Consider the following 20307-nt stretch of genomic DNA (forward strand, 5'->3'; position numbering starts at 1 on the left):
AAAAAAGGGCCGGGTAAACCCGGCCCCTACGGACAATAATTCAGGTTAGAAGCTGCCGCGCACACCAAAGGCCAGCTGGGTACCAAAACGTTCCAGGTAATTCACCTGGTCATCCCGTTTGATATAGCCCCAATACCGGCTGTTGGTCAGGTTGGTCGCTTCAAGGAAGACCGTCAGGTTGGGCATCAGATCATAGCTGGCACTGGCGTCCAGCTGGCCATAATCGGCCACCCAGGCCGCGCCGCCCCAGGCTTCCGGATTGGACACAAATTTCGAACGCCAGTTGTAAGCTAAGCGGGCCTGCACACCATATTGCTCGTAATAAAGCACAGCGTTATAGCTGGTTTTCGACATGCCCTGGAATGGCAGGTTTTTCGCCTTCAGTTCGGGGTCGTCATAACTGCTGTCGACATAGGTGTAGTTCAGCTGCCAGCCAAACCCGTTCCATGGCTGGGGCAATAACTCATCCAGTGATTGCTGCCAGGCCGTTTCATAGCCTGTTACTTTGGCGCCATAACCTTCGTTCACTGCTGTGGTCACCAGGTAATCTGTGCCCATCACATTGGCGGCAAACTTCTGCTCGGAAATAAAGGACTGAATATCCTTGATAAAAATCCCGCCGCTCAGGGCGCTGCTGTCGGCATAGTACCACTCCAGCGTGATATCGGCCTGACGGGCTTTTTCCGGCTCCACGCCTGGGTTCCCCATCGCCAGCGTTGGCAGGTTTTGCTCACGGGTGGTGAAGTTTGGCGCCATCCAGGAGCGCAGGTAATACAAAGACGGACGGCTCAACACTTCGGCAGCCGAGAAACGGAAGATCAGGTCGTCTTTCAGGTTCAGCTTAAAGTTCAGGCTCGGCAAAATATCGCTGTAGCTGTCGTCAAAGCTGACCGCTGTGACGGTACGCCAGTCGTTATTGACGGGCTGACCAGTGCTGTCCAGCTGCACCTTGCTTAAGTCGTAACCAAAACCGCTGGACGTCACTTCAGTGCGGCTGCCGCGTAACCCCAGGTTCAGCATGGACGTCATACCCCACAGCTCTGGTTCCAGTGTCAGCGCCACAAAGGCGGTGCTGACGGCTTCTTTCACCTGGTAGCTGCCCGCTTTGTTTTGCACCGCCACAATCGACTTGTCGGCCGCCGCGGCGTTCAGGCTGCGGTAGTACTCCATCAGCTTGTCGTAGTCAAAACTCGGCCAGGGGTCGGGGGAAATACTGTTTTCCCCATCGAGGAAATTGTCAAAGTTGGCGGGAACAAAGACTGAACTTGGAATTTTAAACAGCTCAAATTCACCTTTGGTAAACACAGTGCTGTTATCAAAACTGTAGCCGTCGCGGGTCAGGTAAAAACCGCCGCGGCTGAACTGGCTGGGGTTGGCCGAGGCAAACTGGTTCTGGCCTTTGCTTTGTTCCACGTACTGCACACCTGTGCTGAGCTTGGTAAACCAGCTTTGCTCTGGCTGATAATCAGCAAACAGTTTCACATCGTTGATTTCGTCTTTCACCCCGGTGCCAGAGTTGTAGCTGTAATGCGCGCCGTAATCCTGGTCTGCAGTCAGACCTGGGCCAATCACCACGTCCGGCAGCTTGTTGCCCTGGCTGTAGTCAATGTCGATGGAATCAACAAAACCACGGGCCACGATAAAGCGGTTGTCACCGGCGTTTTTATCTTTGGCTTGCGAGTGCGCCGCATCCAGGTTCAAGGTCCATTCGTGGCTCAGGTTGTATTTGGTGTTCAGGCCCAGCTGATAGGTGTCGGTTTTGCGTGGTGTACTGATATTGAGCAGCTCGACCATGGTGTTTTCACCGGTCTGGCGCATTTTCACCACTCTGTCCATCTCGTCAAACAGAGCGTCGGAAAACAGCGGTGTGCCCGGCGTCCAGCTTTCGTCGTAATTGACAAAACCTATCTGGTAACGGTGACCGTCCGTGTTGTAGCGCGAGTACAAGGCGTCGAAGTTGATATCTAATTTGTCTGTCGGCCGCCATTGCAGTGCCAGGGTGGCGCCTAAGCGTTCACGCACGTCCTGCGCATTGGCAAAGTACATATAACTTGGGATCTTGGACGCATAAATTTCACCGTCATCAATGACGCCATTGCCATTCTGATCCACGGGCACACCAGCGCTGTCGACGCCCCAGCCTTCATCTTCATCAAAAAAACCGTCGGCTGAATAGGTATCTGCCCTCAGGGTTTTCTTCGAATAGACGGCCGAAAACAAGGCTCCGAAGCTATTGTCGTCATTGTTCTGGCCAATGATAAAAGACGCATGCGGATGGGTGTCTTCAGTGCGGCTTTCATAAATGCCTTTGGCCGACGCCGACAAGGTCAGGCCATCCTGATCCAAAGGTTTGCGGGTTTCAATATCAATCACCGCACCAATGCCGCCTTCCGGCAGCTGCGCCTCTGGTGACTTGTACACCTTGAGCACATTCACCAGCTCTGACGCTATGGTGTCAAAGTTAAAATCCCGGCCAGCGTATTCAGACGCCAGTTTGCGGCCATTCAGGGTCGTGACGTTGTAGCCACCACCTAAACCCCGCACCAGAATGTTCTGACCTTCACCGCCGTTGCGGGTAATGGTAATGCCCGGAATACGCTGCAGCGCTTCCGCCAGGTTTTCGTCCGGAAACTTACCTATGTCATCCGACACTACCAAATCCACCACGCTGGTCGCATTCTGCTTCTGGAACAGGGATTCCTTAATACTGCTGCGAATACCAGAAACCTGGATCACCTCCACCTCTTTGTCGTCGGCCTGCTTTTTTTTCTGCTCAGTACTGCTGGCTGCAGTGCTGTCCTGCTGTGACCATACAGGAGCGGCCGTCAAGGCCGCGGCAATCGCCAGGCTCAGTAAGGCTGGCTGTAGTGTTGTGTTCATGACTCCCCCATTCTGTGCTGTTCTCTGCTGGTTCGCTGTGCTTTACCGCATTTTATTTGTGATTAATCGAAAGAATTTATAACAGCTGAAACTTTCGATTATTTACTTATAGCGTTAATTTCGAACAATGATCAATATCGAAGCACAAAAAAACTTTTATTTATTTTCAATATCTGCCATGCTGTTTAAAACTGAAGTCAGGCAGCGACCCCGGTTTCGGGCTACAGGCCGCAGCCAGACTGAAAAAAGCAGATAACAGGTACAGGCTGACACTTTCGAAAGCTTTCGAAAGCACAGGCAGCGTGGTATGTTCAGCGCATCTGAACAAAACGGAATGAGCTATGGACCACCTGAACACCATTGAACGACAACAGGAAATAGTGCGGCTGACCCAGCAGCTGGGCAAAGTCTCGGTGAAAGAGCTGGCCGACCGCTTTCTGGTGTCGGAAGTCACTATTCGCAGCGATCTGGCGATGCTGGATCAGAAAAAACTGCTGGTGCGCTCCCGCGGCGGCGCCATGGTGAACTCGGAGCTGAGCCGGGAATTGTCGTTAAAAGAAAAACGCAGCTGCTACTCAGCGCTGAAACAGCAGCTGGGTGAAGCCGCGGCGGCCCTGGTGCGGGATGGCGACCGGGTGATCCTGGACTCCGGCACCACCACCCAGCAGGTGGCGGCCAGTTTAACCGGCCATAAAGACCTGATTGTGATGACCAATGGTCTGAATATCGCGATGGAGCTGGCGCAAAGCGATGAAGTGGAAGTGATGCTGACCGGCGGATTATTACGCAAAAAGTCGATGTCCTTTTACGGCAATATCGCCGAAAAAAGCCTGCGGGATTACAACTTTAACAAGCTGATCCTGGGGGTGGACGGCTTTGATCTGAAAGCGGGTTTAACCACCCACTTCGAAAAAGAAGCCAGCCTGAACCGGCTGATGTGTGACATCGCCAGCGAAATTATTGTGGTGACAGATTCGTCGAAATTTGACCAGAAGGCCTTTCACGTGATCTGCGCCAGCAGCGCTATCCATGCGCTGGTGACCGACACAGGCATACCGGATGCCTATGCCGAAGCCTTAACCAAACAAGGGGTGCAGCTGCATCTTATTGAAAAAACATAAAAGACAACGGGGGACTTATGTCAGGTTTTGATCGTCGTTCATTTTTAAAAGCATCCATGGGTGCTGCCGCTTTAGGTGCTATCTCCGCCTGTGCTCAGGCCAGGAACAGCAGTATGGGCCTGACCACCAAAGCCAAAGGCCAATCGGTGATGGGGCTGGTGGTGCCAAAAATGGACGAGGTCAGAGTCGGCCTGATTGGGGTGGGTGAACGCGGCACAGGTTATATCAGCCACTTCAGTAATATTGAAGGCGCCCGCATTACCGCTATTTGTGACACAGACCCGCTGACCATTGAACGGGCCAAAGGCATTCTGGCCAAGCTGGGCCGTACCGATGTGGCTTTTTATGGCCAGAACAAGGAGTCGTACCTCGAGCTGCTGGCCCGCCCGGACGTTGATATTGTGGTGATTGCCACGCCGTGGGACTGGCACCACCCGATGGCCAAAGCCGCCATGCTGGCCGGTAAACACGCCTTTGTCGAAGTACCGATGGCGCTGACGGTGGAGCATTTGTGGGATCTGGTCAACACCGCCGAAGCCACCCAACGCAACTGCATGATGATGGAAAACGTCAACTACGGCCGCGAAGAGCTGATGGTGCTGAATATGGTGCGTCAGGGCCTGTTTGGTGAACTGCTGCACGCCGAAGCTGCTTATATCCATGAACTGCGCTGGCAGATGAAAGAAATTGAGCGCAAAACCGGCTCCTGGCGCACTTACATGCATACCAGGTACAACGGCAATATCTACCCGACCCATGGCCTGGGCCCGGTGTCGCAGTATATGAATATCAACAGAGGCGACCGTTTTGATTACCTGACCAGCGCCAGCTCACCGGCGCTTGGCCGCGCCGCCTATGCCAAACGCGAGTTCCCGGCGGACCATGAACGCAATTCACTGAAGTACATTCATGGCGATATCAATACCAGCCTGATTAAAACAGTGAAAGGCCGGACCATTATGGTGCAGCACGACACCACCACACCGCGTCCTTACAGCCGCCATAACCTGATCCAGGGCACCAATGGCGTCTTTGCTGGCTTCCCCAACCGTATTGCGCTGGAACAGGGCGGCTCAGGGTCTTACCACGACTGGGATTACGATATGGACAAATGGTTTAAGCAATACGACCACCCGCTGTGGACCCGGATGGGCCAGGAAGCCGAAAAAAATGGCGGCCACGGCGGTATGGATTTCCTGATGTGCTGGCGCATGATTTATTGCCTGCGCAATGCAGAGCCGCTGGATCAGGACGTGTACGACGGTGCCGCCTGGTCTGCCGTGCTGCCGTTGTCGGTGGCCTCTGTGGCCGATCGCAGCAACTCCAAAGATTTCCCTGACTTTACCCGTGGCGCCTGGCAAACCGGTAAACCACTGGGCATAGTGCGCTAAGGGGTCCCTGATGAGCCGTATCCATCAACTGATTGCCAGCGCCAAAGCAGGCCAGCCAAGCGGAATTTATTCGGTCTGTTCGGCCCACCCTTTGGTGCTGGAAGCCGCCATCCGGCGGGCCAAAGCCGATCAGTCGCTGCTGCTGATTGAAGCCACCGCCAACCAGGTGAACCAGTTTGGCGGCTACACAGGCCAGACGCCAGCGCAGTTTATTGCCACAGTGCAGGCGCAGGCGGCCAGTCTGGGCCTGGCCACTGAGCAGCTGCTATTTGGCGGTGACCATTTGGGCCCTGTGGTCTGGCGTAAAGAAACCGCTGAGCAGGCGATGCAAAAAGCCGAAGCGTTGATTGCCGCCTTTGTCGAAGCCGGTTTTGAAAAAATTCACCTCGACACCAGCATGGCCTGCAGCGACGACCCGGCGGCGCTGCCGGATGAAGTGATAGCAGAGCGCGCGGCGCGGCTTTGTGCTGTGGCAGAACGCAGTGCCCGCCCCGGTCAGACCTTGTGTTATGTGATTGGTACCGAAGTGCCGGCACCGGGTGGTGTGGCAGAGCTGGAGCACCAGCTGCAACCCACACCTGTGGCCAATGTGCAGCATACGCTTCACACCCATCAGCAAGCCTTTGCTGCCGCAGGCTTAGCCGCAGAGGTCTGGCAAAAAGTGATAGCCCTGGTGGTGCAGCCCGGCGTGGAGTTTGATAACCAGTCAGTGCATTTGTACCAGCCGCAGCAGGCGGTTGAACTGAGCCGCTTTATCAAAGCCCAGCCGGGTCTGGTGTTTGAAGCCCACTCGACCGACTACCAGAACACCGCGCTGTTAAGCCAGCTGGTGCAGGACCAGTTCGCTATTCTGAAAGTCGGCCCCGAGCTGACGCTGGCGCTGCGCGAAGCCCTGTTTTGTTTAAGCCTGATCGAAGAGGAGCTGCAACCGGCCACCCCTTCCAGGTTAAGAGCTGTCTGTAAAGAACAGATGCTGGCCTCACCCGGCTACTGGCAAAGTTTTTACAGCAAGCCAGACTGGCAGTTGCTGTACAGCTACAGTGACCGGATCCGTTATTACTGGCCAGAACAGCAGATGCAACAGGCGGTGCAGCAATTGCTGAACAATCTGGCGCAGCCTGTGCCCTTGCCTCTTATTCGCCAGTTTATGCCGGACCTGTACCCGGCGGTTAAACTGGGGCAAATTCCGGCGCAGGCCAGGGCCCTGCTGCTCGCCCGGTTGGATGCAGTGCTCGGCAGTTACGCCACAGCCTGTGGTTTTCATTAAGGATACCTATGTCAGTTGACTCTTATTTAACCCTGCCGGTGGCAGCACTGAAACAGGCAGGCGGTTATTGGACAGCCCGTGAGATCAGCCAGCAACCGCAGATCTGGCGGCAAGTGACGGCTGAGCACCAGCCAAGAAGCGCAGCACTGCAACAGTTTTTACAGCCACTGCTGGCAAAGCCGCTGCTGCGCATTATTCTGACCGGCGCAGGCACTTCGGCTTATATTGGCCAGGCCTTAGCAGCCCATTTGCAGCAACAACTGCAACCGGGCCAACGGGTGGAAGCCATTGCCACCACAGATTTAGTCAGCAACCCGACCTCGTATCTGGACCCGGCGCTGCCGACCTTGCTGGTGTCCTATGGCCGCTCTGGCAACAGTCCGGAAAGTGTGGCCGCCGTCGAACTGGCCGAGCAGTTAGTTCCGGGTTGCCGGCACCTGCTGATCACCTGTAATTCACAAGGCAAACTGGCGCAGTTCAGCCAGCACGATCCAGAGCGTTGTTATCTGTATGCCTTGCCAGACGCCACGCACGACCAGAGTTTTGCCATGACCAGCAGCTTCAGCTCTATGTATCTGGCGACCTTGCTGACTTTTGCCCCGGACAACACGCATTTACAGCAGCTGATCAACGGCGCTGAGCAGCTGTTGCAGCACAGGCTGGCCGAGATTAAACAGCAAGCCGAAACGCCGTGCCGCCGTATGGTGTTTTTAGGCAGCGGGCCTTTGCAGGCAATAGCGCGCGAAGCCGCGCTCAAGTACCTGGAACTGACGTCTGGCCAGATCCTCAGCCATTACGAAAGCCCGCTGGGTTTCCGCCATGGCCCCAAATCACTGGTGGACGCCGACACTCAGGTGCTGGTGTTACAAAGCTCAGATGCCTACACCAGCCGCTACGATTTGGATTTACTGGCCGAACTGCAACGCGACCAGAAAGCACTGCGGCTGGATCTGTTATCCGAACAGCAACTGCTCGGCAGCAGCTCGTTGCCGGACGCCTGGCTCGGCTTGCTGCTGATCCTCTGGTGCCAGGCACTGGCCTGCTTTAAATCGATGCAGCTGGGCATCTCCCCAGACAATCCCTGCCCAGGCGGCCAGGTCAACCGGGTGGTGCAAGGTGTCACTTTGTATCCTTTTGTTAAGGCCTGATGATGCAACAGCTCTGTTATGGCCTGGATATTGGTGGCAGCAAAATGGAACTGGCCATTTTTAACGACCAGCTTGCGCTGCAACAAAAGTGGCGGGTCAGTACCCCGACCCGTCACTATGGCGATTTCTTAGCCACAGTGGTGGCGCAAGTCGAGCAGGCCGACCGGCTCAGCGGCCATAAGGCCAGGGTGGGCATTGCCTTGCCCGGCGTGCTGCGCGAAGACCACACAGTGATTTCCAGCAATGTACCTTGCCTGACCGGCCAGCAGGTTGCCGCCGATTTAGCCGCCTTGTTGAAACGTCCGGTGGCCATTGGCAATGACTGCCGCTGCTTTGCCTTGTCGGAAGCCATAGCTGGTGCAGGCAAAGGCCAAAACAAAGTGCTGGGTTATATTCTGGGCACTGGCGCCGGCGGCGGATTTTGCCTGAATGGTCAGTTATTGGCTGGCCGGCTGGCTGGGGAATATGGCCATATGGCACTGTCGGCCAAAGTGGCATTGCAGCATCAACTGCCGCTGTACCCCTGCGGCTGTGGCCTGACCGGTTGTGTCGAACCTTATATCTCAGGCTCGGGCCTGGCCCGGCTCTACCAGCATTACAGTCAGACTGCAGGCAACAGCCACGATTGGCTGAGCGCTTACCGTGCCGGCGAGCCGGCAGCCCAAACCACCTTTGCGGTGTATCTGGATGCGCTGGCCGCTCACCTGGCCAGCCTGGTGCTGGCACTGGAGCCCGACTCTATTGTGCTGGGTGGCGGTATTTCACAAATCCCTGAACTGCTGGAGGCTTTGCCCGCTGTGATGCAACAACACCTGTTTGCCGGGGCTTCTGTACCGCCCCTCTTCGGCGCCGAAGGCGGCGATGCCAGCGGCGTGCGCGGCGCTGCCATTTTAGCGCTGCAGTTGTCAGCCCCATCCACAGGACAGTGCTGATGACGGATGCCTTTTATCTCACAGCGCCCAAGTTGCTGCGGCCAACTGGGTTCAGCACTGGCTGGCTGCGAATTGAGCAAGGTCGCATCGCCGCGATTGAGGCCAACCCAACAGCGGATTTGCCACTGATCCAGCTGCCATCAGGCCTGCTGTGCCCTGGTTTTATTGACGTGCAGGTAAACGGTGGCGGCGGTGAACTGTTTAATACCAACCCCAGCCTGGCTTGCCTGCGCCAGATGATGGCGGCGCACCGGCCTTATGGCACCACCGCCATGCTGCCCACAGTGATCACCGACGATCTGGCGGTGATGCAACAGGCGGCCGATGCGGTGGCAGAGGCCATCCGGCTGAACGAACCCGGTATTCTCGGTATTCATTTTGAAGGGCCGCATTTATCCGAAGCCAAACGCGGCTGCCACCCGCTGCCCTTTTTGCGGCCTCTGTCAGACGCCGAACTGGCCTTGTACTGCCGCGCCGATGTGGGCGTGGTGATGGTCACTCTGGCGCCTGAGGCCGTACCTGCCGCACAAATTCGCCAGTTAGTTGCTGCTGGAGTGGTGGTGGCATTAGGCCACTCCAATGCAACAGCGGCCCAAGTGCTGGCCGCTTTGGATGCAGGTGCCAGCGGTTTTACCCATTTGTATAACGGTATGTCCACTCTGACGTCGCGGGAACCGGGCATGGTCGGCACAGCGCTGGCCGACGACCGCGCTTATTGTGGGCTGATCCTCGATGGCGAGCATCTGCACCCGCTGTCGGCCCGGCTGGCTTACCAAGCCAAAGGAGCCGAGCGCATGGTGCTGGTGACAGATGCCATGTCCCCGGTGGGGACCGATCAGAGCGAATTTTATTTTGCCGGTGGCCGGGTCACCCGGCAGGGACTGAAACTGACCAATGACGCCGGTTCACTGGCCGGGTCCGTGCTGGATATGCAGTCCGCCGTCCGATATGCCATCACCGAATTGGGGATCAACCCGCTGCAGGCGCTGCAAATGGCCAGCCAGACGCCAGCCCACTGGATTGGCGCGGCACAGTTGGGTCAACTTAAAGCCGGTGCCTGTGCAGATATCCTCTGGCTGGATGACCAGTTTCAGGTGCAACAAAGCTGGATTGCCGGCCTAGCCACGCCTTGAGCGTTAAGAAAAAGAATTAAACAAATCTATAAACCCAAGTCATTGACGTTGCGGGGCGGGCTGGTGCAGTCAGCCAAGTCGCAGCCTCAGGTACGACGGGTATAAAACGGGGAATGTGCCATGCAACACGAAGCTGTTACACCAGCACCTCACAGCAGCCTGCTGCCCATGCTGCTGATTGGGGTGTTATTTTTTATCTTTGGTTTTGTCACCTGGCTGAACGGGGCCCTGATCCCTTTTCTGAAAATTGCCTGCCAGCTCAATGAGTTTCAGGCTATGTTGGTGGCTTTTGTATTTTACATTACCTATTTTGTGATGGCGCTGCCGGTCTCTGGCCTGCTGGCCCGTTATGGTTATAAACAAGGCATGGTGCTGGGCCTGGCGGTGATGGTGGCCGGAGCCCTGCTGTTTATACCAGCCGCGCTGACGGGAGCCTTTGGGCTGTTTCTGCTGGCGTTATTTGTGCTTGGTACTGGGCTGACGTTATTGCAAACCGCCACCAATCCTTACATTATCTGCGTCGGCCCACGCGAAAGCGCCGCCATGCGGATCAGCTGCATGGGCATAGTGAACAAAGGCGCCGGTTTTATTGTGCCGCTGCTGTTCAGTGCCTGGGTGCTGACAGGGATGGACGCCTACAGCGACAGTGCATTAGCAGCCCTGCAACCAGAACAAAAACAACTGCTGCTGGCGCAATTATCAGAGCGGTTAGTACAACCCTATCTGCTGATGGCGTTGGTGCTAAGCGCCCTGACCTTGTTTGTCTGGTGGGCGCCTTTACCTAAACTGGATTTTGAACAGCAGCCTGACCAATCAGCGCGCTGGAGCGAATTGCGGCACTATCCGCAAGTCTGGCTCGGCGCCCTGACGTTATTCTGTTATGTCGGGGTGGAAGTGATTGCAGGGGACAGCATAGGTTTATTCGGACAACAGCTGGGTGTAGCTCAGTTCGGCATTCTGACCTCCTACACCATGGCCTTTATGGTGTTGGGTTATCTGCTGGGCATCACCTTGATCCCAAGATGGATCACCCAGCCGCAGGCTCTGCTGGCCTCTGCGGTGTTAGGCTTGCTGTTCAGTGCCGGTGTACTGTACTCCAGCCCAGAACGTACCCTGCTGGCCGATCTCTTCACTGGCTGGCTCGGCATTGCCGCCATTCCGGACCCGGTGTTTTATCTGGCGCTGCTGGGCCTGGCCAATGCGCTGGTCTGGCCCGCCGTCTGGCCGCTGGCATTGCAGGGCTTAGGCGCCTTAACCGCAACCGCCTCGGCATTGCTGATTATGGGCATAGCCGGTGGTGCCGTGCTGCCGCTTTTCTATGGTTATCTGGCCGGACAGAGCAGCAATCAGGCGGCCTATTGGTTGCTGTTGCCCTGCTACGCGATGATTTTTTATTACGCGCTTCTTGGTCATAAAAGGCGCTGATTTTCAGCCAGGCTTCTGATAAATTCGTCTGTAGGGGTAAGGAGTTAAGTAAGGCTAACCTGATGCGCTGGTGCTGGCTGTTCTGTTGTTGGTGGTTGTGCGCTGACTGCTTCGCCGCAGTGCAGAAGGTCGTTTATGCCTGGCCCAAAGCCATGGCTGCTGACGAGCGGGGCCATTACCCCATTGCCTTATTACAGCTGGCGCTGGCCAAAAGTGGCCAGTCCTACGAAGCCATTCCCTCCGAGCTGCTGATGTCGCAATACCGCACCCTGCGCCAGCTGGAGCTGGCTCAGGGGGTGGATCTGGTCTGGACCATGACCTCACCTGAACGGGAACGACAACTTCGCCCCATCCGTATTCCAATAGACCGGGGCCTGATTGGCTGGCGCCTGTTACTGATCCGTGCCGGGGATCAAACACGCTTTTCTGCCTTGCCACCCTGGCAACTGAAAGAGTTAAGCACTGTGCAGGGTCTGGACTGGCCTGACTACGCCATTCTGAAAAGCAATCACTTCAAAGTATTTAACAGCAACAGCTTTGCCGGTATGTTTGATATGTTGCAGTCAAAACGGGTCGATTATTTCCCCCGCTCCGTGACTGAGATTTGGCCTGAACTGCACAGCAGACCCCAACTGAACTTGCAGGTGGCCCCTCAGTTGGTACTGTATTACCCTGCCGCCTTGTATTTCTTTGTGCAAAAAGACAATAAAGCGCTGGCAGACAGTATTGAAAAAGGGCTTCGGCTGGCGATGCAGGATGGCAGTATGAAACAGCTGTTTCTGCAGCATTTCTCTGAGGTCCTGCAAAAGGCCGACCTGGCAAACCGGATTATTGTGCCATTGACCAACCCCTTGTTACCGGCGGAAACGCCGCTGCAAGACAGAGCCTTATGGTTTGACCCACAGCAGGGCTACTGATGATGCCTCAGTTCAGACTTTTACCTTTCAAAGCCACCAACCAGAGTCTGGGTGCCCGCATGGTGTCGGCTGTGCTGGTCTGGACTTTGGTGACTGCCGTGCTGATCACCGCACTACAACTTTCGATTTATTATCAGAACGCCCGACAGCAGGCCGAACAACGGCTGGTCGAAATTGAACAGGTCTTTGTGCCAATGCTGTCCGAAGCGCTCTGGACTATAGATGAAACCCGGATCCAGTCTCAATTGCAAAGTCTGCAAAGATTACCCGAGGTCAACGGCCTGACGCTGCGCGACGAACTGGGCCGTCAGCTGAGGCTGCAGAAAACTCCGGATGATGACGTACTGAACCAGCGCCATTACCAGTTGTATTACACCGACGTCGACAGCCAGCAACGCCATAAAGTCGGAGAGCTGGAGGTTCAGCTCAGTTCAGAGGCGGTGACAGCCCAAATACAGGGTTATGCAGTGGCTGTGGCAGTCAGTACCTTAACCTCTATGGTGTTGGGTGCACTGCTGCTGTGGTGGTTGTTTCATCACTGGATCAGCAAACATCTGGATCAGGTGGCCAATTACGCAGCGCATTTGGATCTGAATCAACCTGAGCATGAACTGAAACTGGACAGGGAACCACCCAAAAAACCGGATGAACTGGATTTGGTGGTGCAGGCCATTAACCAGATGCAACACCGTATTACGCAGGAATTTACCCAACGTGAGCAGGTAGAACATGAATTGCGTCGACATCAGCACCATCTGGAGCAGTTAGTGACGGAACGCACTCAACTCTTGCAGCAAAAAACCGAGCTGTTGCAGCGCCAATCTCAGGAACTGGAAGAACAAAACGCCGAACTGAATGCTTATGCCCATACCGTCGCTCACGATTTAAAACACCCGCTGACCAGCCTGATCGGCGCTTCGACCCTGTTGTCACAACCTGAACTGACGCTGCAACTGGAACAACAAAAGCAGTTTCTGCTGCAGATTAAAAACTCAGCGATGAAGATGAACGACATTATCAATGCACTGTTGCAACTGGCCAGTATCCGCAGTGAACAACAGTTGGAAACCAGTGTGGTCGATATGCAACAGAGCGCTCAGGAAGCCATGCAACGGCTGGCAGATTTTGCCAGCCAGGAAAACGCCTGCCTGTCGCTGACTGCAGAATTACCCTCGTGCGTCGGCCACTCCCAATGGCTGGAAGAAGTTTGGGTGAATTACCTGTCCAATGCGATTAAATATGCTGGCCCTTCAGCTCGTATTGAACTGGGTGCTACAGCTGCAGGCTCGCAGGTGAAGTATTGGGTGCGGGACTATGGCAGTGGCGTACCGGCTGAGAAAGTGGCAGATCTGTTTACTGAATTTAACCAGTTTCAGTCCAGTGCACACAGCAGCCATGGTCTGGGTTTATCTATCGTGAAACGCATTATGCTGAAACTGAAAGGGGATGCCGGCTATGAATCCGCCCCTGGCGGAGGCAGCCTGTTCTGGTTTAGTTTGCCAAAGGCCTGAATACACCGCTGTGCGCACTGGCACTCCTTTTATCCCACGAAGTCAGCCGTCTATTGCAAAACCTGTTTTTTCAGGGCAGCTTTTGGCATACTCGACCAGTTATAGTGTTACATTATTGCAGCTCGTCCATTACAAAAAAATTTAACCTCATTAAGGTCCAAAGGGAGAATTCAAATGCGCAAAACTCTGATTGCCAGCGCCATTGGCGCCGCGGTGGTATTAGCCGCCTGCTCAAAACAACCAGAACAAACCAGCACCACTGTGGCTGAACAGGCAGCACCAGCACCGGAAGCCGCTGCGGCCACCAGCAGCAACCCATTGCTGACCATGAGCCCGCTGCAGTATGAAGCACCACCATTCGATCAAATTAAAGTGGAGCACTACCAGCCAGCCATTGAAGAGGGCATGAAGCAGCACCTGGCTGAAATTGAAGTCATTGCCAACAGCACTGAAGCTGCGACTTTTGACAATACCATTGTCGCGATGGAAAAAAGCGGTGAACTGTTAAACCGCGCTGCCGGTGTGTTTTTTAATATGACCGGTACTATCAGCAACCCTGAAATTCAGAAAATTCAGGCTGAGCTGGCCCCCAAACTGGCGGCGCACTCAGACAATATCAGCCTGAACCCGAAACTGTTCGCCCGTATCAAAAGCATTTATGACGCCCGTGCCACCTTAGGCCTGGACGAAGCCGCCACCCGCCTGGTGGAAGACCGCTATGAGAGTTTTGTCCGCGCCGGTGCTTTGCTGACTGAAGAGCAAAAAACCCAGATCCGCGCCCTGAATGAAGAACAATCCAAGCTGACCAACAAGTATCAGCAAAACCTGATGAAGATCACCAAAGACATCGCAGTCTTTGTCGACAAAAAAGAAGACCTGGCTGGTTTGTCTGAAGCGGAAATTGCCGCTGCAGCTGAAGGCGCCAAAGCCCGTGGTCAGGAAGGCAAATTCATTATTGAACTGACCAACACCACCCGTCAGCCGGTACTGGCTCAACTGGAAAACCGCGAGCTGCGGAAAAAAATCTGGGAAGCTTCGGCCAACCGCGGTACTTCAGGTGAAACCGACCAGCAACCTATAGTGGCCCGTTTAGCTCAGCTGCGTGCCGAACGTGCCAAACTGTTGGGCTTCAACAGCTGGGCAGACTATCAGTTAGAACCCACCATGGCGAAAACACCAAAAGCTGTCTATGACATGCTGGGCTCTATGGTGCCTGCCGTAGTGGAAAACACCAAAAAAGAAGCAGCGGCCATTCAGGAAATGATCAAAGAAACCGGTGGTGACTTTGAGCTGCAACCCTGGGACTGGGAGTTCTACGCGGAGAAAGTGCGTAAAGCCAAATACGACCTGGATGAAAACGAAGTGCGTCAGTACTTTGAGTTTGACCGCGTCTTTAACGACGGCCTGCTGTTCACCATGAACAAGCTGTTTGGTATCACCTTAAAACCACGGCCAGATCTGCCGGTGTACCACCCGGATGTGAAAGCCTATGAAGTGTTCGACGCCGACGGCACCAGCATGGCGATTTTCTATGCCGACTACTTTGCCCGTGAAGGCAAACGTGGTGGCGCCTGGATGAGCTCTTTCGTGGACCAAAGCGAGCTGCTGAACAAGAAACCTGTCGTGGTCAATGTGATGAATATTCCTAAAGGCGCGGCCGGCGAACCAACCCTGGTCAGCTATGACAACGTCACCACCATCTTCCACGAATTTGGTCATGCGGTGCACGGCCTGTTTTCTGATGTGAAATACCCGTCACAGTCAGGCACTTCGGTATCACGCGACTTCGTTGAATTCCCGTCAACCTTCCAGGAAGACTGGGCGGCCCACCCGGACGTGATTGGTAACTACGCCAAACACTACAAAACCGGCGAAGCCATTCCGGCTGAACTGCTGGCGAAAATCATCAAGTCACGCAGCTTCAACCAGGGCTTCGACACGCTGGAATATATGGCCGCTGCCTTAGTGGATATGGAATGGCACTCCTTGCCAGCCGACGCGCCGCTGCAGGACGTACAGCAGTTTGAAGCCGCAGCGCTGAAAAAACACGGCATTGATATTCCGGCCGTTCCACCACGTTACAAGTCGCCGTATTTTGCCCATGTGTTTGCCGGTGGTTACTCTGCCAGCTACTACGCCTATATGTGGTCCGAAATTCTGGCCGCTGATGCGTACGCTTTTGTACAGCAACAAGGTGGTCTGAAGCTGGAAAACGGCATTAACTTCCGTAAAAACATTCTGTCTATTGGCGACACCAAAGACCCAATGGAAGCCTACAAAGCCTTCCGTGGTCAGGAACCGACCACAGACGCGCTGTTAATCCGTCGCGGTTTAAAAACCGGTATTAACTAAAGCCCGGTTCAACCCCAGGGGCAAGCGCCCCTGGTGATTGTGTCTGAAAGCCAGTCATTTACCTGACTGGCTTTTTCTTTGCCTCTGCTGCGGCTTATGATTGAATAAGGCCGCCACCCACTCCCCTGTAGAAGAGAGACCCCATGACCAACAAAATCACCGGATTAGGCCAGTTGGCGATCACCGTCAGCGATGTCAGTACAGCACTGCAGTTTTATCGCGATCGGCTCGGGCTGGATTTTTTGTTTGCACCCAATGAACAGCTGGCTTTTTTGCAAGCGGGCACTACCCGGCTGATGCTCTCCACACCGCAAGGTGCCGGCGAGGTTGGTAAAAACTCCATTCCATATTTTCAGGTGACTGAACTGGAAGCCTTTTATCAGGCTGCGCTAGCTAAGGGCGCTAATGGCTTTCGCGAGCCGCAATTAACCGCCAGAATGCCTGATCACGAACTTTGGATTGGTTTTTTAAAAGACCCGGATGGCAACCTGGTTGGCTTGATGGAAGAAAAACGCTGAAGCTTAAGTGTTTGGCTGTTCAGCCTGGGTCTGGATTTCATCGCTACACTGAATTCGACAACACAGGAGTCCGGCGATGAACACATTAGGTTTTAGCTTGCTGACCCTTTGGCTCTTATGGGCCCTTGCTGGCTGTGGTGGAGGTGGAGAAACAGCATCCACCCCCACAGCGCCTCCAGTGCAGACGGCGGTCAACTGGCAGGTCAGCCAGGCTCCGGGCTGGCCTGTTCTGTCCGCCCAATCTGCGGCCATGGATCCAACGCGGCTCAATCAGGCTTATCAGCAAGCTGCAGGCTTGCCTTCCTGTTTTGCCATGCTGGTGGCACGACGTGGTGCTCTGGTGGCCGAAGCCTATTTCGCCGGAAAATCCCAGCAGGATTTGTTGCAGCTACGCTCAGTGACCAAAACCCTGCTGGGCGCTTTGACCGGAATTGCCATTGAACGGCAGGAGCTGCAGTCGGTGCAGCAGCCTCTAAGCGAACTGATGCCAGCCCGTTACCTGCCGTTACTCAGCGATAAAGCCGATATCCGCCTCTGGCACTTGTTGACCATGACCAGTGGTCTGGATTGGGATGAAAGTACTGCGGCCGGTTACAACAACTGGGTGTTGGCTGCCGAGCCTGTACTCTATGTGCTGCAACGACCGCAAAGCAGTACCGCAGGCAGCCGTTTTAATTACAACTCAGGCGCCAGTGACCTGATTTCCGTTGCATTGCAGCAGCAAACAGGGCTATCGGCCGAAGACTATGCCAGACAGTTTTTGTTTACTCCTGTTGGAATCAATCAATGGAGTTGGGAAAAATTCGCCGATGGCCATAACAATGGCAGTGCAGGGCTCAGTCTGACCGCCAGGGATCTGACCAAAATTGGGGTGGTGCTGATGCAGGGCTACTGGCAACAGCAACAGCTGATCCCGGCCTATTGGCTGGCAGAAGCAAGTGCACCTCAGGTTCAGCTGCAGCGCACTTTGGGGCCAATGCAACTGACTGGTTATGGGTATCTGTGGTGGGTAGGGCAACTGGCTGGACAGCAGGTTCGGGTCGCCTGGGGTTATGGTGGACAGTTTGTGATCCTGGCGCCGGATTTAGACCTGGTGGTGACCATTTTGCAGAATCATCAGAATGTCACGGCCACACAGGAACAAACTGCCCTGGCTCTGGCCGAACTGGTCCTTCAGGCGGCCTTGTAGTTCAGCGGTGCTGTTCTGGTGATGCGCTGAAACAGGAGGCGGGTCTTGTCGTCTGTCTTGAGACACTCAACCCGCCCCCCTTCCAGAACCCGGTTAACGGCCCTGAATTGGCTGCACTATCAGCTCGTCCACATTGACATCTGCAGGTTGAGCTATTGCATAGGCAATTGCGTTGGCAATGGCTTCAGGTTTTAACGCCACTTTGCGAAACTCTTCCAGCCAGGCTTTGGTCGCCTGGTCTGTGGTGGTGTTTGCCAGCTCACTTTCCACCACACCAGGAGACACTGTGGTCACCCGCACCTTAGTCGTCTCCAGCCGCAGCCCGGTTGAAATAGCCCGCACCGCAAACTTGGTGGCACAATAAACAGCCGCTGTTGGAAACACATTATGAGCTGCAATAGACGCGATATTGATAATATGGCCGCCACGCTGCTCCATTCCCGCCAGCACGGCTTCAATACCATTGAGTACCCCTTTGATATTTACGTCGATCATCTGATCCCACTCCTCGGCATGCAGGGCTGCCATAGGAGCCAGCGGCATAATACCGGCGTTATTCACCAGGACGTCCAACGCGCCATGTTCGGCCTGAATGGCCGCCACGACAGCCTTAAAGTTGTCACGGGATACCACATCAAGGCGATAAGCGCTGGCATTGCCGCCTTCTTGCCTGATCCTCTGCACTATGGCGTCCAGGCGGTCTGTCCGGCGCGCGGCCAGCATCACTTTGTGGCCAGCACGGGCCAGAACCTGGGCTGTGGCTTCACCAATACCGCTGCTGGCACCAGTGATCAGAATGACTTTGGATTGATTAGCTGACATAACAAGGCTCCTTATAATTCGCTGGTTATTCGGGGTAAGCTCAGTGCTTCCCGATGGCTGTTATGCTAAGCCCGCAGCGCCGGATGACGGATACCCAAAGCTGCGTTATGATTGCCTAATTCTCCAAAACTGAAGGAAAAGATGATGAACCCTGCGGAACTGCAGCAGCCATTGCTGCATCTGGTGCAACAGACGGCCATGCAGGAAGGGCTGAATGGCACGCCGGTGCCAGGTTTATTCTGTTACAAGGTGTCCAAACCAGGCACAGTGATGCCGGCTGTCTATGAACCTTGTATTTGTATTATTGTGCAGGGTCGGAAGACAGTGATGCTTGGCCCGGAGCTGCTCAGTTATGGCCCCCTGCAGTTTCTGGTGGCCTCGGTGGATCTGCCTGTGATTGGCACCGTCACCCAAGCCTCTGCAGACGCGCCTTATTATGTGATCCAACTCACTATTGATACACGCCTGCTGTCTGAGTTGTTGCTGCAGCTGCCACAGCTGGCCAGAGCCAGTAAAAAAGCCGGGCCGGCCTTGTTTATCGGCGAAGCGGGCCCGGCCATGACCCAAAGCCTGCTGCGGCTGTTCAACCTGGTCCGGCAGCCTGAAGATATTCCGGTATTGGGAGGAGCCCTGGTGCGCGAACTGCATTACCGTATGCTGCAAAGCGAACACGGCCATGCCATAGCACAGATTTCCCTGCACGGAACGCCCACCCAGCGTATTGCAGCCGCCATTCAGAAGTTGCGTAAAGAGTACCACCAGCCCATCCGCATCGAGGAGCTGGCCAGCCAGGCGGGCATGAGTGTGTCGTCCTTTCACGCCCATTTTAAGGCGGTCACCCATATGAGTCCGCTGCAGTTTCAGAAATCCGTGCGGTTGATGGAAGCCCGCACCCTGATGCTGAGCCAGCGCCTGGATGCAACCCGCACCGCTTACCAGGTGGGCTATGAAAGCCCGTCCCAGTTCAGCCGCGAATACAGCAGGATGTTTGGCCAGCCGCCGGCACGGGATATAGCCCTGCTCAGGCCCTGAAACGGATTGGGCATAGGGTAACCCAAGTCCGTGGCAACTGGCACTCCCCCCCCCACGCACCGAAACGAAGTTAATTTAATGTAACAAAATATTGCACCCATACCACAACAGCACCGGCCGTTGTACATTGGTTGCTCAGCTTGCGCTGCAAGCAACAGTCAACCCAAGGATAAAAAATGGATTATTGGTATATTTTCCGCCGCGACCACGTGCACTATGAAGGGGTGCGTCGCATCAATATTTATTTACTCAGATTATTGTATTTGCTGATGTTTGCCGTCATGGGCCACACAGCCTGGTCTTTTATTCTTTACGATATCAGCACTGTTGGGCCACGTGAGGCCGTGATTTGGAGTGTCTGGGGTGCATTCGCGGTAATGGCATTTCTCGGGCTGTTTAAGCCATTAAAAATGCTGCCTGTGTTGCTGTTGGAAATTATCTACAAAGTGACCTGGCTGATCACTGTCGCTTACCCCCTGTGGTCCCGTGACCAATTGGCTGGCAGTGAAGCAGAAGGCCTGGTGGAAGTCTTTGTCCCTGTGGTATTGGCTATTGTCGCTATGCCCTGGGGCTATGCCGTGAAACACTATATTTATCAGCCGAAAGCAGCGGCCACTGCTGCCGCCTGAGTGCCTGATGTTCCGGGCTGGTTCAGCCAGCCCGGCCTGC

16 protein-coding genes are annotated in these 20307 nt (G+C 54.9%); 14 read left to right on the forward strand and 2 right to left on the reverse strand.

Features of this window, described 5'->3' with window-relative positions:
- Nucleotides 1–45: 45 nt before the first annotated feature.
- On the reverse strand, nucleotides 46–2880 hold the full coding sequence (locus WKJ03_RS06915; RefSeq protein ID WP_337841443.1) for a TonB-dependent receptor: 2835 nt from the start codon (nucleotides 2878–2880) through the stop codon (nucleotides 46–48).
- Between the two features lie 341 nt (nucleotides 2881–3221).
- Here WKJ03_RS06915 and agaR point away from each other — a divergent pair, with 341 nt between their 5' ends.
- The 12 genes from agaR (at nucleotide 3222) to WKJ03_RS06975 (ending at nucleotide 17784) form a co-directional block, all read left to right on the forward strand.
- Nucleotides 3222–4001 carry a transcriptional repressor AgaR gene (gene agaR, locus WKJ03_RS06920; RefSeq protein WP_337841444.1) on the forward strand — a complete coding sequence of 260 codons (780 nt, stop codon included), beginning with the start codon at nucleotides 3222–3224 and terminating at the stop codon, nucleotides 3999–4001.
- Between the two features lie 17 nt (nucleotides 4002–4018).
- Nucleotides 4019–5392 carry a Gfo/Idh/MocA family oxidoreductase gene (locus WKJ03_RS06925; protein WP_337841445.1) on the forward strand — a complete coding sequence of 458 codons (1374 nt, stop codon included), beginning with the start codon at nucleotides 4019–4021 and terminating at the stop codon, nucleotides 5390–5392.
- A gap of 10 nt (nucleotides 5393–5402) precedes the next feature.
- Nucleotides 5403–6659, forward strand: a complete 1257-nt coding sequence (locus WKJ03_RS06930) for a class II D-tagatose-bisphosphate aldolase, non-catalytic subunit (protein ID WP_337841446.1) — start codon at nucleotides 5403–5405, stop codon at nucleotides 6657–6659.
- 8 nt (nucleotides 6660–6667) lie between these two features.
- Nucleotides 6668–7807 (forward strand): SIS domain-containing protein, encoded by a 1140-nt coding sequence (locus tag WKJ03_RS06935; RefSeq protein WP_337841447.1) that lies wholly within the window; start codon nucleotides 6668–6670, stop codon nucleotides 7805–7807.
- Nucleotides 7808–7809: 2 nt separating this feature from the next.
- Nucleotides 7810–8739, forward strand: a complete 930-nt coding sequence (locus tag WKJ03_RS06940; RefSeq protein ID WP_337841448.1) for an ROK family protein — start codon at nucleotides 7810–7812, stop codon at nucleotides 8737–8739.
- Complete coding sequence (nagA, locus tag WKJ03_RS06945; RefSeq protein ID WP_337841449.1) at nucleotides 8739–9872, forward strand: N-acetylglucosamine-6-phosphate deacetylase; 1134 nt, start codon at nucleotides 8739–8741, stop codon at nucleotides 9870–9872. Before WKJ03_RS06940 ends, nagA begins: the two co-directional genes overlap by 1 nt.
- Before the next feature lie 120 nt (nucleotides 9873–9992).
- Complete coding sequence (locus WKJ03_RS06950) at nucleotides 9993–11297, forward strand: sugar MFS transporter (protein ID WP_337841450.1); 1305 nt, start codon at nucleotides 9993–9995, stop codon at nucleotides 11295–11297.
- A gap of 119 nt (nucleotides 11298–11416) precedes the next feature.
- Nucleotides 11417–12214, forward strand: a complete 798-nt coding sequence (locus WKJ03_RS06955; protein WP_337841451.1) for a transporter substrate-binding domain-containing protein — start codon at nucleotides 11417–11419, stop codon at nucleotides 12212–12214.
- Nucleotides 12214–13725 carry an ATP-binding protein gene (locus WKJ03_RS06960; protein ID WP_337841452.1) on the forward strand — a complete coding sequence of 504 codons (1512 nt, stop codon included), beginning with the start codon at nucleotides 12214–12216 and terminating at the stop codon, nucleotides 13723–13725. Before WKJ03_RS06955 ends, WKJ03_RS06960 begins: the two co-directional genes overlap by 1 nt.
- Before the next feature lie 174 nt (nucleotides 13726–13899).
- Nucleotides 13900–16077, forward strand: a complete 2178-nt coding sequence (locus WKJ03_RS06965; RefSeq protein ID WP_337841453.1) for a M3 family metallopeptidase — start codon at nucleotides 13900–13902, stop codon at nucleotides 16075–16077.
- Nucleotides 16078–16220: 143 nt separating this feature from the next.
- Nucleotides 16221–16595, forward strand: coding sequence for a VOC family protein (locus tag WKJ03_RS06970; RefSeq protein WP_337841454.1), 375 nt, complete (start codon nucleotides 16221–16223; stop codon nucleotides 16593–16595).
- A gap of 76 nt (nucleotides 16596–16671) precedes the next feature.
- Nucleotides 16672–17784, forward strand: coding sequence for a serine hydrolase (locus WKJ03_RS06975; RefSeq protein WP_337841455.1), 1113 nt, complete (start codon nucleotides 16672–16674; stop codon nucleotides 17782–17784).
- A gap of 93 nt (nucleotides 17785–17877) precedes the next feature.
- On the opposite strand, the gene WKJ03_RS06980 is transcribed toward WKJ03_RS06975, so the two are convergent.
- Nucleotides 17878–18606, reverse strand: a complete 729-nt coding sequence (locus WKJ03_RS06980; protein ID WP_337841456.1) for an SDR family oxidoreductase — start codon at nucleotides 18604–18606, stop codon at nucleotides 17878–17880.
- Between the two features lie 141 nt (nucleotides 18607–18747).
- Between WKJ03_RS06980 and WKJ03_RS06985 the strand changes: the two genes are divergently transcribed.
- Both WKJ03_RS06985 and WKJ03_RS06990 read left to right on the forward strand, forming a co-directional pair.
- A complete protein-coding gene (locus WKJ03_RS06985; protein WP_337841457.1) occupies nucleotides 18748–19638 on the forward strand; it encodes an AraC family transcriptional regulator in 891 nt (296 codons plus the stop codon).
- A 176-nt stretch (nucleotides 19639–19814) separates the two neighbouring features.
- Complete coding sequence (locus WKJ03_RS06990; RefSeq protein WP_337841458.1) at nucleotides 19815–20267, forward strand: hypothetical protein; 453 nt, start codon at nucleotides 19815–19817, stop codon at nucleotides 20265–20267.
- The last annotated feature ends 40 nt before the right edge of the window (nucleotides 20268–20307 follow it).

Origin of the sequence: Rheinheimera sp., from assembly GCF_037442525.1 — a bacterium.
GTDB lineage: Bacteria > Pseudomonadota > Gammaproteobacteria > Enterobacterales > Alteromonadaceae > Pararheinheimera.

Excerpts from the sequence above, each read along its gene's own strand:
- WKJ03_RS06915 (WP_337841443.1), bottom strand. The coding sequence starts at position 2,880 with ATGAACACAACACTACAGCCAGCCTTACTGAGCCTGGCGATTGCCGCG.
- agaR (WP_337841444.1), top strand. The coding sequence starts at position 3,222 with ATGGACCACCTGAACACCATTGAACGACAACAGGAAATAGTGCGGCTG.
- WKJ03_RS06925 (WP_337841445.1), top strand. The coding sequence starts at position 4,019 with ATGTCAGGTTTTGATCGTCGTTCATTTTTAAAAGCATCCATGGGTGCT.
- WKJ03_RS06930 (WP_337841446.1), top strand. The coding sequence starts at position 5,403 with ATGAGCCGTATCCATCAACTGATTGCCAGCGCCAAAGCAGGCCAGCCA.
- WKJ03_RS06935 (WP_337841447.1), top strand. The coding sequence starts at position 6,668 with ATGTCAGTTGACTCTTATTTAACCCTGCCGGTGGCAGCACTGAAACAG.
- WKJ03_RS06940 (WP_337841448.1), top strand. The coding sequence starts at position 7,810 with ATGCAACAGCTCTGTTATGGCCTGGATATTGGTGGCAGCAAAATGGAA.
- nagA (WP_337841449.1), top strand. The coding sequence starts at position 8,739 with ATGACGGATGCCTTTTATCTCACAGCGCCCAAGTTGCTGCGGCCAACT.
- WKJ03_RS06950 (WP_337841450.1), top strand. The coding sequence starts at position 9,993 with ATGCAACACGAAGCTGTTACACCAGCACCTCACAGCAGCCTGCTGCCC.
- WKJ03_RS06960 (WP_337841452.1), top strand. The coding sequence starts at position 12,214 with ATGATGCCTCAGTTCAGACTTTTACCTTTCAAAGCCACCAACCAGAGT.
- WKJ03_RS06965 (WP_337841453.1), top strand. The coding sequence starts at position 13,900 with ATGCGCAAAACTCTGATTGCCAGCGCCATTGGCGCCGCGGTGGTATTA.
- WKJ03_RS06970 (WP_337841454.1), top strand. The coding sequence starts at position 16,221 with ATGACCAACAAAATCACCGGATTAGGCCAGTTGGCGATCACCGTCAGC.
- WKJ03_RS06975 (WP_337841455.1), top strand. The coding sequence starts at position 16,672 with ATGAACACATTAGGTTTTAGCTTGCTGACCCTTTGGCTCTTATGGGCC.
- WKJ03_RS06980 (WP_337841456.1), bottom strand. The coding sequence starts at position 18,606 with ATGTCAGCTAATCAATCCAAAGTCATTCTGATCACTGGTGCCAGCAGC.
- WKJ03_RS06985 (WP_337841457.1), top strand. The coding sequence starts at position 18,748 with ATGATGAACCCTGCGGAACTGCAGCAGCCATTGCTGCATCTGGTGCAA.
- WKJ03_RS06990 (WP_337841458.1), top strand. The coding sequence starts at position 19,815 with ATGGATTATTGGTATATTTTCCGCCGCGACCACGTGCACTATGAAGGG.